The sequence below is a fragment of the Flavobacterium sp. genome (assembly GCF_036405015.1).
Taxonomy (GTDB): Bacteria; Bacteroidota; Bacteroidia; order Flavobacteriales; family Flavobacteriaceae; genus Flavobacterium.
Window position 1 is genome coordinate 1 of the sequence record NZ_DASWYK010000057.1, and the last position, 11238, is coordinate 11238.

Genomic DNA, 11238 nt, shown 5'->3' on the forward strand with positions numbered 1-11238 from the left:
AAAATTATTTTTGTTTCATGCAAGAAAAATTTAAAAATTTTTGAAACTTTTTTTTCGTCTCATCTTTCAAACTCTTCTCTCAATCTATCAAGGAACTTTCCGTGTTTTGCGGGGTGCAAATCTAAAAAGCATTTCCGAATCTCACAAGCTTTTTCGAATCTTTTTTTTTTGGAATTTTCACCCTCCTTCGATCCGTCTGCTTGCCAGTATTTCAGTGAACGTTTTTCGTTGTTGCGGGTGCAAAAGTAGAACCTTTATTTACATTTTCAATACTTTTTTTTATATTTTTTCCATGTTTTTTAAAACTATTTCTTAACTCACTGGTAACGGATTGTTTACGTTTTTATATTTTTTTAATTTACGTAGGTTTTTTCTGTGTTCATATGTGTTTTTCTTATTTTACGAGCGGTTTCGATTATCCTTTCTGCGGATTTTTTATTCTTCGCTTGTCTCTCAAAGCGGGTGCAAAACTAAAAATTCTTTTTGTCTCATGCAAGAAAAATTTAAAAAATTTTAAAACTTTTTTTCGTCTCATATTCCAAACTTCTCTTTCAATCTCTCAAGGAACTTTCCGTGTTTTGCGGGGTGCAAATGTAAAAAGCATTTCCGAATCTCGCAAGCTTTTTTTGAATCTTTTTTTTCGGAAATCTCTTCCCGTCTGATTCATCATGCCTGCCAGTATTTCAGTGAACGTTTTTCGTTGTTGCGGGTGCAAAAGTAGAACCTTTTTCCGCTTTCGCAAGCTTTTCTGGACACTTTTTTTCGCTTTTTTTTGATCTTTTTCTTAACTCGCTGGTAACGGCTTGTTTACATTTCAATAATTTTTCACCCTTTGTGCGGTTTTTCTGAACCAAGATGCATTATTGCTGTTTTTCGAGGATTTTGCAACAGGGCCTTTAGTGGTTTTTTCGATTTTCAGCCTGTTTTTTGACGATTTTTCAGCCTACCAAAATCTTATTTTTCCCAAAAACTTCTTCCGAAGACCGCTCCCCTAGCCCCGATAGCAGCGGAAATCCTTTTTATGGCGGGGTGCGTCATGAAAAGATTGCAGCGGATAGCAGGAAATGGCCCCTTATATTTATCGAAATCACAATTCTTAAACTCCAAATTCCAAAAAAAAACTGGATGTGACTTCGATGCGCTCCGGCTCTTATACTATATATGTATATCCAAAAAGAAACTGTCGGGTTACGAATGGGAATTACTCCTAATATACAATAGAAGATAAAAGATATACTATATATAATTTGGAGTAAACTTTTACATTCATATTAAACATCTTCAAAAACAAACCCAATACGTTTTAAAAAACTGCTAAACTCGAAATATTAACTCCTTATATAGCATACAAAAACCATAGCACATATAATTAGAGCAAACTTCCTCTTATATATTGTATGTATTTTTGTAATCATGTATATTTGCATTCACAAAATTATAAACAATGATAAAGATTACTTTACCCGATGGGTCAATTAGAGAGTTCGCTTCAGGCGCAACTCCAATGGAGGTCGCTAAAAACATTAGCGAAGGTTTTGCTAGAAATGTGATTTCTGCATCTTTTAATGGTACAACTATTGAAACCGAAACTCCACTGACGACCGACGGTAATCTTATATTGTACACTTGGAATGATGCTGAAGGTAAAAAAGCTTTTTGGCACTCGACTTCACACGTAATGGCACAAGCTCTTGAGGAATTGTATCCTGGAATTAAATTAACACTAGGACCTGCAATTGCCAATGGCTTCTATTATGATGTAGATTTTGAAGATCAGAAAATTTCTGAAGCTGATTTCAAAAAGATCGAAGATCGTATTCTTGAAATCTCTAGAGGAAAATACGATTTTAAAATGCGACCTGTAACTAAAGCGGAAGCTCTAGAAATGTATAAAGACAACGTTTACAAGACTGAATTGATTTCGAATCTTGAAGACGGAACTATTACTTTCTGCGATCACGCTACTTTTACTGATTTATGCCGCGGTGGACATATTCCGAACACTGGAATTATTAAAGCTGTAAAAATCATGAGCGTTGCTGGTGCTTACTGGAGAGGTGACGAGAAAAACAAACAATTAACTCGTGTTTACGGAACTTCTTTTCCTAAACAAAAGGATTTGACTGAGTATCTTGAACTTCTTGAAGAAGCAAAACGTCGTGATCACCGTAAATTAGGAAAAGAGCTTGAATTGTTTGCTTTTTCTCAAAAAGTGGGACAAGGTTTACCTTTATGGCTACCAAAAGGTGCTGCCTTGAGAGATCGCTTAGAGCAATTCTTAAAAAGAGCACAAAAGAAAGCAGGCTACGAGCAAGTTGTTAGTCCACATATTGGTCAAAAAGAACTTTATGTTACTTCTGGCCACTATGCTAAATATGGAGCTGACAGTTTCCAACCAATTCATACTCCGGCAGAAGGTGAAGAGTTTTTATTGAAACCAATGAACTGTCCTCACCACTGTGAAATCTACAACGTAAGACCTTGGTCATACAAAGATTTACCTAAGCGTTATGCTGAATTTGGTACTGTTTATAGATATGAACAATCTGGAGAATTACATGGCTTAACTCGTGTTAGAGGATTTACTCAGGATGACGCGCACATTTTCTGTACTCCTGAACAATTAGATGAAGAGTTCAAAAAAGTAATTGACCTTGTATTATATGTATTTGGTTCGTTAGGTTTTGAAAACTTTACTGCTCAGATTTCATTGAGAGATCAGGAAGACAGAGAAAAGTACATTGGAACTGATGAAAACTGGGAGAAAGCAGAAAATGCTATTATCAATGCAGCAAAAGACAAAGGTCTTAATACTGTAGTTGAATATGGAGAAGCGGCTTTTTACGGTCCGAAACTAGATTTCATGGTTAAAGATGCTTTGGGAAGACAATGGCAATTAGGAACAATTCAGGTCGATTACAACTTACCTGAGCGTTTTGATTTGACTTACAAAGGTGCTGATAATGAATTACATCGCCCTGTTATGATTCACAGAGCTCCTTTTGGATCTATGGAACGTTTTATCGCAATTTTATTAGAGCATACAGCAGGAAATTTCCCACTTTGGCTTATGCCTGAGCAAGCTATTATCTTGTCTTTGAGCGAGAAATACGAAAATTATGCTAAAAAAGTTTTAGATTTGCTAGAAAATCACGAAATTCGCGCCCTAATTGACAACCGAAACGAAACTATTGGTAAGAAAATTAGAGATGCAGAAATGCAAAAAATTCCATTTATGCTTATTGTAGGCGAGGAAGAAGAGAAAAACGGTACAATTTCGATTCGTCGTCATGGACAAGAAGGAAAAGGTAATATCACAGTTTCAATCGAAGAATTTGCTGCGATTGTAGACGAAGAAATAAAAAAGACATTAAAAGTATTTACAGTTTAACTTAAATTAGAAAGTCATAGCAATAAGAAGCAACAGAGGTTTTCAACCTCGAGTAGAAAAAAAAGATGCACACAGAATAAACAATCTTATTCGTGTTCCAGAGGTACGTCTTGTAGGTGAAAATATTGAGCCTGGCGTTTTCAAAATCGCAGATGCGTTACGTTTAGCTGACCAATTTGAATTGGATTTAGTTGAAATTTCGCCAAACGCGGAACCGCCGGTTTGTAAAATCATGGATTACAAGAAATTTGTTTACGAACAAAAGAAAAGAGACAAAGCTTTAAAAGCTAAATCATCTCAAGTTGTTGTAAAAGAAATTCGATTTGGTCCTCAAACTGACGAGCATGATTATGAATTTAAAAGAAAGAACGCTGAGAAATTCTTAAAAGAGGGAGCTAAATTAAAAGCTTTCGTATTCTTTAAAGGACGTTCTATTATTTACAAAGATCAAGGTCAGATTCTATTATTACGTCTTGCTCAAGATTTGGAAGAACACGGTAAAGTTGAAGCTATGCCTGTTTTGGAAGGAAAGAGAATGATTATGTTCATTGCTCCGAAGAAAAAGAAATAAGTCTTAAAGTACAAAGTCTTAAAGTCAAAAGTCAGTTTATGACTTTTGACTTTCGACTTTAAAACTTTCCGACTAAAAGATATAAGTAAGTAAGAATAAATTAAAACACTAGGAAAAATGCCTAAAATGAAAACAAAATCTAGCGCTAAGAAACGTTTTAAAGTTACTGGCTCTGGAAAAATTAAAAGAAAGCATGCTTTTAAAAGTCACATCTTGACTAAAAAATCTAAAAAACGTAAATTAGCTTTGACACACTCAGCGCTAGTTCACTCAACAGATATGAAAAGCATCAAACAACAATTAAGAATTATCTAATTTAAGTCGAAAGACGAAAGTTATAAAGTCTAAAGTCATTTTTGACTTTGACTAAATTCTTTAGGTTAAAAAATTATTTATATAACCTTGGAGTATGGCTTTAAGTTCCTTTGATTCAATTCAGGACGCCTGCTACAAAAAAACATTAAAATTATGCCAAGATCGGTAAATTCAGTTGCTAAAAGAGCAAGAAGAAAAAAAATAATGAAGCAAGCCAAAGGTTTCTTTGGAAGACGTAAAAACGTTTGGACAGTTGCTAAGAATGCAGTAGAGAAAGCGATGAGCTACGCTTACCGCGATAGAAAACAAAACAAAAGAAATTTCCGTTCATTATGGATTCAACGTATCAACGCTGGAGCTAGATTAGAAGGAATGTCTTATTCTCAATTCATGGGGAAAGTTAAAGCTAACGGAATCGAATTGAACCGTAAAGTTCTTGCAGATTTAGCTATGAACCACCCAGAAGCTTTCAAAGCTATTCTTAATAAAGTAAAATAAAACGTTTTATAAACTCAATTTAAGATTACTTACTTATTATATAAAAACCATTCGTTAACGCGAATGGTTTTTTGTTTTTACACTATTCTTATCCCAAATCAAAATAAAACCTACCTTTACTTATCAAACAACAAATACAATGCAAAACGCTATTCTAAATCATATTCAAAAGTTTATCCATCTTGAACCTTCAGAAATTGATATTCTAGAATCATGTTTTAGTACTTCGCAAATTAAACGAAAAGCTCATGTTTTAGAGGAAGGGCAAATCTGTAACACGATGTATTTTGTTATAAAAGGCTGTATGCGTCAATACATTATTAATCCGAGAGGAACGGAGCAAACCCTTCAATTTGGAGTCGAAAATTGGTGGATAACCGATTATTTGAGCTATCACAACCATACTCCTTCTCATTTCTACATTCAGGCCGTTGAAACAACTGAAGTTATTGCCCTTGAAAAACCTGTTTTAGAATCGGTATTGGTGCAAATCCCAAATCTTGAGAAATACTTTCGTATTGTTGCTCAAAAGGCATTTGGCGCTGCGCAAATGAGGATTAAGTTTCTATTTACAATGTCTGCAGAAGAAAGATATCATCATTTCAATAATCAACAGCCAGATTTCGTTCAAAGAGTTCCACAATATATGCTTGCCTCCTATTTAGATTTTTCAGCAGAATTTATGAGCAAAATCAGAGGAGGAAAAGTCTAAATTGGATTTCTTGAAGTAGTTCAAGTTTTTAAAAAGAAACATTAATGACCTTTGTAATGAACTTTAAAACATATAAAAATGAAATCAAGAATCGTTATCCCGAATGTTGCTCCAGAAGCTTATAATGCTTTATTGAATCTAGAAAAATATATTTCTTCAACTTCTTTAACTCCTGTTCATAAAGAACTAATCAAAATTCGCGCTTCTCAAATCAACGGTTGTGCTTATTGTATAAATATGCATACAGCAGATGCTAGAAAGCATGGTATTTCTGAACAGAGAATTTACTTAATAAGCGCTTGGCGTGAAGCCGATGTTTATACTGAAGAAGAAAAAGCAATCTTAGCTTTGACAGAACAAGTGACTTTAATTAACAATCACGTTTCTGATGAAGTTTATGAAAATGCAGCCAAATTCTTTGATGAAAAATACCTTGCTGAAATCATTTTGGCCATCATCACAATTAACTCTTGGAACAGACTTGCAATTACAACTGGATTGCGTGCTGTATAATTTATAAAGAGAATATTTACAAGCTCTTAACAGTCGAAAGCCCTTACTCCAAAAGGGCTTTTCGTATTTATTTAATAATCAGAATTAAAAAAAACACGAATTGAAAATATTTCAAAATACCGTATTTATACTCTTTCAGGATTTCGGGGATTTTTTATTTTTGGCGCATGATACCAAAAAGAATACAATTATTTTGCCCCATAATTATATTTTTACTGATTCTTTTTTCTTGCCAGAAGAAAAAAAGTGTTACCAAAAATGAAATTACAAATAGCCCGGAAGTTAAGAGATTAATAGCTGTTGCTGATACCTTATTTGACAACAATAAATTTGATACTGCTTTTTATTACTACAACGAAGCTATATTTAAATGTAATCCTATAAAAGATCCTGAGAACTACATTAGTACATTAAACAGGATGGCTATTATTCAGCAGACACATGGAGATTATGCAGGAAGTGAAGCCACTATAACCAAAGCCTTGCCGTATACTAAATATGTCAAAAACCAACTTCATATCTGGAACTTGTATGTTACCTTAAGCACAAATTATCTGGATACTTATGACTATAAAAATGCCATTTTATACAATGAAAAAGCTTTAGAACTTGACACAAAATATTGGCAAAAATTAGCTGCCCAAAATAATATCGGTGTTGCTTTAATTCAGGATAGAAAATTTGAGGAAGCACTTGATATTTTTCTACCATTAGAGACAAAAGAGCAAGTTGTAAGAGATAAAGACTTTTATAGTTCATTGTTAGACAATATTGGACTTTGTTACTTTAAAATAAATGATGGTGAAAAAGCGCTGAATTACATGAACAGAGCCATAAAAGTCAGACAGGAAACAAAAAATCCTTTTGGTTTAGGAAAAAGCTATATTCATCTTGCTCAATTTTACGAAGAACAGAATCCCGGAATGGCTAAAAAATATATGCTTTTAAGCTACAAAGAATTCTCAAAAATCAATTATGTTGATGGAAGATTATCAGCATTAAAAATGATCATCAAAAACAGTACATACAGCGAATTAAGGAATTATTCTAATACATACGTGAATTTAGTTGACAGCACTAATGAATTTAGACAAAAAGCTAAAAATCAATTTGCTAAAATTAAATACGATTCGAAACGAGAAAAAGAAGAAAATTTAAAACTTAAAGCGCATAAGGCTGAAAACGAATTAAAACTAGAAAAACAAAAAAACAGAAATATCATATCGTATATTATTATTGCCCTAAGTTTATGTTTAATTTTAATTTTATACTACTACCTAACTTCTAAAGCTAATCGTGAAAAAATTGAGGCTGCATACAATAGCGAAACCAGGATTTCTAAAAAACTTCACGACGAATTAGCTAATGATATTTACCATACAATGGCTTTTGTAGAAAACAAAAATTTATCTCTTACAGAAAACAGAGCACATTTATTAAGCAACTTAGATACGATTTACGCGCGAACGAGAGATATTTCTAAAGAAAACTGTACCATTATTACAGACGAAAACTATACGGTACTTCTTAAAGAAATGATTTCTGGATTCAGTACTAAAAACATAAACTTAATTTCAAACGGTTTAGACAGTTTGTCTTGGGACGAGATTAGCAAAACAAAAAAAATTACTATATACAGAGTTATACAGGAATTACTTGTAAATATGCGAAAGTATAGTGAAGCTACTTTGGTCGGAATTAACTTTAAAGCAACAGAAAAAAACATACTTATTAACTACACAGACAACGGGAAAGGAATAGATACAGACAAAATTATATTTAAAAATGGGCTTTACAATGTAGAGAACCGCATCTTAAAAATAAAAGGAACCATTGATATTACAAGTGGTTCAAATGAAGGATTCAAAGTTTTTATCAAAGTGCCCTTATAAATGAAACCTTCTTATTTTATTAAAATTTTATTTCCAATAATACTGTTTTTTCTAATAGCCTCGTGCGAAAAGAAAAAGCCAATAAATGCTGTAAAACCAGATTTTACAAGTGAAGTAAAAAAGCTTACAATTGAAGCCGATCGTGAATATGATGAAAATAAATACGAAAGTGCTACCAAAAAATACAAACGAATCTTATCAATCGCTGATCCTGTAAAAAACAGAATTGATTATGTTGAGGCTATAATTTCTCTTGGTTATATTTATCAGGATTTAGGTGATTATATTGAAAGCGAAGCCATTACAACACAAGCTTTGCCACATTTAAAGTACATGAAAAAACCCAGATTTGCCTGGAATGTATATTATATATTGGGTTATAATTATTTCAAAACCAACGATACCGAAAATGCTCTTTTGTATTTTAGAAAAACATTATACATCAATTCAAATGCATGGAGGAACTGGAGTAGCCTAAACAGTATAGGTATCGTATATATGAAGCAAAATAATTTCAAAAAAGCTGCTTATATATTTAATAAAGTTACAACAGAAGGCTATTATGGAGAGAAGTTCAAAAACAACAGCTTAAACAAATTCGACAAGATCGAATATGCTATTATGCTAAACAATCTAGGTCTTTGCTATTTCAAACAAGAAGATCCAAGAGCATTATATTATTATAAAAAAGCATTACAACTAAGACTTGATACAAAAGATGAACCATACCTATCAAACAGTTATACTTCTCTTTCTGAATACTATTTAAAAAGCAATCCAAAGCTTGCGAAAAAATATGCAGAGCTAGGATACAAAAAGGCTTCACAAAATAATTTCTATGAAGACAAAAATTATTGCCTCTCTTTTTTAGTTCAAAGCAGCGAAGGAAATGATCTTAGAAAATACACCAATCTTTACATTCATTTTACTGATAGTATTAATCAGGTTCGATTAAAAAAGAAAAATCAATTTTCTAATATAAAATACATCTCCAAAAAAGATAAAGAAGAAAATTTATTCCTAAAAACTCAAAAAACAGAAAACGAACTTCAGTTGGAAAGACAAAAAAACAGGAGTTACATTTCTTATGTCATCATTTCTATAAGTTTGTTCATTTTGCTTTTCCTTGTTTTTTACATTACTTCAAATGGAAAAAGAGAAAAAAATGAAATGATATTTAAAAGTGAAATGCGAATTTCAGACAAATTACACAATGAACTCACTTCAGATGTACGTCAAACTTTAACTTTCGCAGACCAAACCAATTTGCACAATGAAGAAAACAAAGAAAAACTACTTCATCTTTTAAGTAATATTTACACCAAAACTCGTAACATATCTAAAGAAAACAGTAAAATTCCGACCGACTATCGATACATTTCAGTTTTAAAAGAAATGATTTCTGAATACAAAGCCGAGGATATAAATATAATTTTAAATGGTTTTGATCTGATTCCATGGAATTCAATCGAAAAAAATAAAAAGATAATCCTTTACAGAGTTTTACAAGAGTTATTATTCAACATGAAAAAGCATCATAATTCTAGTATTGTGAGCATCATTTTTAAATTAAAAGATAAAAAACTAAATGTTTTATATGTTGAAAACAGTAGTGAATTCACTTCAAATCAAACTATTTTAGAAAAAAGACTACAAAATGTGGAAAACCGTATTAAAACAATAAAAGGAACTATTAATTTTGATACAAGCTTAGAAAAAGCGTTTAAAATAAATTTTACACTCCCTATATAAGATAATAATATGTTTAAGAAAGTTTTAGTTGCCGAAGATTTAGATAGTATCAGTATTGCTGTTGTTCAAGTATTAGAAGATTTAAAAGTTCCTGTAATTGATCATGTAAAATACTGTGATGAAGCTTTACTAAAAATAAAAAAAGCTTTACTTGAAAACGAACCTTATGATTTATTAATCAGTGATTTATCTTTTAAATCAGATCACAGAAAAACAATCTTAAATAGTGGAGATGAATTAATTGAAGCTGTAAATAAAGTACAGCCTAAGTTAAAAAAGATCATTTTTTCTATTGAAGATAAAAGCTTTAGAATTAAAACACTTTTTAATGATTTAGGAATAAATGCTTATGTTTCTAAAGGAAGAAATAGTATTGCAGAACTTAAAAATGCAATTGTAAGCACTTATAACAATGAAGAAAAAATTGTTTCTTCAGATCTATCTTTTAGCTTTAATGATAAAGCTTTGATTGAAATTGAATCGTATGATATTTCTATTCTTAAACTTTTGTCTCAAGGTTATATTTTAGAAAGTATTTCTAAAGAATTTAAAGATTTATCTATTACTCCAAACGGAACCAGTAGTATAGAAAAAAGAATTAACAAACTAAAAATCTATTTTAAAGCCAATAACAATGTACATCTGATCGCTATTGCAAAAGATTTTGGTTTGGTATAATCTATGTCTTTACGGAATCCCGTAAGGAAAATCTTTTTTATAGCCCTAAATTTGTTAATTGCCCTATCAACCTACGAATGAAACCAAAAAATAAAACGATTACTTTTTTTGACAAAATCAACACCACTCAAAATAAAATCATCATGAAAACCATGTTTCTGTGTCTATTTTTATCGATTAGCTTTGCGTACGTTTCTGAAAAAACAGGCTGGCTGGAGATTGATTGGAAAATAATCTTTATTCCAGCATTACTTGTATTGCAAATTATAATTATTGGAACTGCTTTAAAAAACAGATATAAAAAACACTAATAATTTCGAAGAAAGGTCTTATGGATATTATAGGAAATACCTATATATTTGATTTCATTCCATTTTTTACATGAAAAATATCCTAAGTCCTCTACTCCTATTATTTACGTTTTTATCTTTTGCTCAAACCAAAGTTTTATCATGGAATATTCAAAACTTTGGTAAATCAAAATCTGATACTGAATTAAATTATATTGCTAAAAAAATCTCAAACTACGATATAATTGCCATTCAGGAAGTAGTTGCCGGCTATGGCGGAGCACAATCTGTAGCTAAACTGGCTATGCTTCTTAATGAAAAAGGAAACAAATGGGAATACACCATTAGCAATCCAACTACAAGCAGCAGTTACAAGGCCGAACGTTATGCTTTTATCTGGAAAACAGCAAAGGTCAAACTAAAAAACAAACCTTGGCTGGAACAAAAATTCAATTTAGAAATTGATAGAGAACCTTATTTTGCCACATTTGAAATAAACAAAAAGACAATTACGCTAGGTAATTTTCATGCTATAACTCAAAAAAGACAACCCGAAACGGAGATTAAATATTTTAAATTTTTACCAAACGAATACCCAAATTTAAACTTAGTTTTTCTAGGTGATT

At 31.6% G+C, this 11238-nt stretch carries 11 protein-coding genes; all 11 read left to right on the forward strand.

The features are described from left to right. The first annotated feature begins 1444 nt into the window (after positions 1–1444). The gene (gene thrS / locus VGE71_RS04600; protein WP_331137241.1) at positions 1445–3391 is read left to right on the forward strand and encodes a threonine--tRNA ligase; all 1947 of its coding nucleotides are present in this window, start codon (positions 1445–1447) and stop codon (positions 3389–3391) included. A gap of 22 nt (positions 3392–3413) precedes the next feature. Next, on the forward strand, positions 3414–3962 hold the full coding sequence (gene infC, locus VGE71_RS04605; RefSeq protein WP_091497511.1) for a translation initiation factor IF-3: 549 nt from the start codon (positions 3414–3416) through the stop codon (positions 3960–3962). Positions 3963–4079: 117 nt separating this feature from the next. Then, positions 4080–4277: a 50S ribosomal protein L35 gene (rpmI, locus tag VGE71_RS04610; protein WP_007810722.1), complete on the forward strand. Its 198-nt coding sequence runs from the start codon at positions 4080–4082 to the stop codon at positions 4275–4277. A gap of 153 nt (positions 4278–4430) precedes the next feature. Then, entirely contained in the window at positions 4431–4775 is a 345-nt protein-coding gene (rplT, locus tag VGE71_RS04615; RefSeq protein WP_008464948.1) for a 50S ribosomal protein L20, read from the forward strand. A gap of 139 nt (positions 4776–4914) precedes the next feature. Continuing rightward, a complete protein-coding gene (locus tag VGE71_RS04620) occupies positions 4915–5487 on the forward strand; it encodes a Crp/Fnr family transcriptional regulator (protein ID WP_331137242.1) in 573 nt (190 codons plus the stop codon). 78 nt (positions 5488–5565) lie between these two features. Beyond that, on the forward strand, positions 5566–6000 hold the full coding sequence (locus VGE71_RS04625; protein WP_331137243.1) for a carboxymuconolactone decarboxylase family protein: 435 nt from the start codon (positions 5566–5568) through the stop codon (positions 5998–6000). A gap of 167 nt (positions 6001–6167) precedes the next feature. After that, positions 6168–7892 (forward strand): tetratricopeptide repeat-containing sensor histidine kinase, encoded by a 1725-nt coding sequence (locus VGE71_RS04630; protein ID WP_331137244.1) that lies wholly within the window; start codon positions 6168–6170, stop codon positions 7890–7892. After that, positions 7893–9644, forward strand: coding sequence for a hypothetical protein (locus VGE71_RS04635; protein ID WP_331137245.1), 1752 nt, complete (start codon positions 7893–7895; stop codon positions 9642–9644). Between the two features lie 9 nt (positions 9645–9653). Beyond that, on the forward strand, positions 9654–10322 hold the full coding sequence (locus VGE71_RS04640; RefSeq protein WP_331137246.1) for a response regulator: 669 nt from the start codon (positions 9654–9656) through the stop codon (positions 10320–10322). Between the two features lie 77 nt (positions 10323–10399). Beyond that, positions 10400–10633 carry a hypothetical protein gene (locus VGE71_RS04645; protein ID WP_144218200.1) on the forward strand — a complete coding sequence of 78 codons (234 nt, stop codon included), beginning with the start codon at positions 10400–10402 and terminating at the stop codon, positions 10631–10633. 70 nt (positions 10634–10703) lie between these two features. Continuing rightward, a partial coding sequence (locus VGE71_RS04650) for an endonuclease/exonuclease/phosphatase family protein (RefSeq protein WP_331137247.1) occupies positions 10704–11238 on the forward strand: 535 nt, incomplete at its 3' end.

Coding starts and splice junctions, on each gene's coding strand:
- rpmI (WP_007810722.1), top strand. CDS start 4,080: ATGCCTAAAATGAAAACAAAATCTAGCGCTAAGAAACGTTTTAAAGTT.
- VGE71_RS04635 (WP_331137245.1), top strand. CDS start 7,893: ATGAAACCTTCTTATTTTATTAAAATTTTATTTCCAATAATACTGTTT.
- thrS (WP_331137241.1), top strand. CDS start 1,445: ATGATAAAGATTACTTTACCCGATGGGTCAATTAGAGAGTTCGCTTCA.
- VGE71_RS04630 (WP_331137244.1), top strand. CDS start 6,168: ATGATACCAAAAAGAATACAATTATTTTGCCCCATAATTATATTTTTA.
- VGE71_RS04620 (WP_331137242.1), top strand. CDS start 4,915: ATGCAAAACGCTATTCTAAATCATATTCAAAAGTTTATCCATCTTGAA.
- rplT (WP_008464948.1), top strand. CDS start 4,431: ATGCCAAGATCGGTAAATTCAGTTGCTAAAAGAGCAAGAAGAAAAAAA.
- VGE71_RS04640 (WP_331137246.1), top strand. CDS start 9,654: ATGTTTAAGAAAGTTTTAGTTGCCGAAGATTTAGATAGTATCAGTATT.
- VGE71_RS04645 (WP_144218200.1), top strand. CDS start 10,400: ATGAAACCAAAAAATAAAACGATTACTTTTTTTGACAAAATCAACACC.
- VGE71_RS04625 (WP_331137243.1), top strand. CDS start 5,566: ATGAAATCAAGAATCGTTATCCCGAATGTTGCTCCAGAAGCTTATAAT.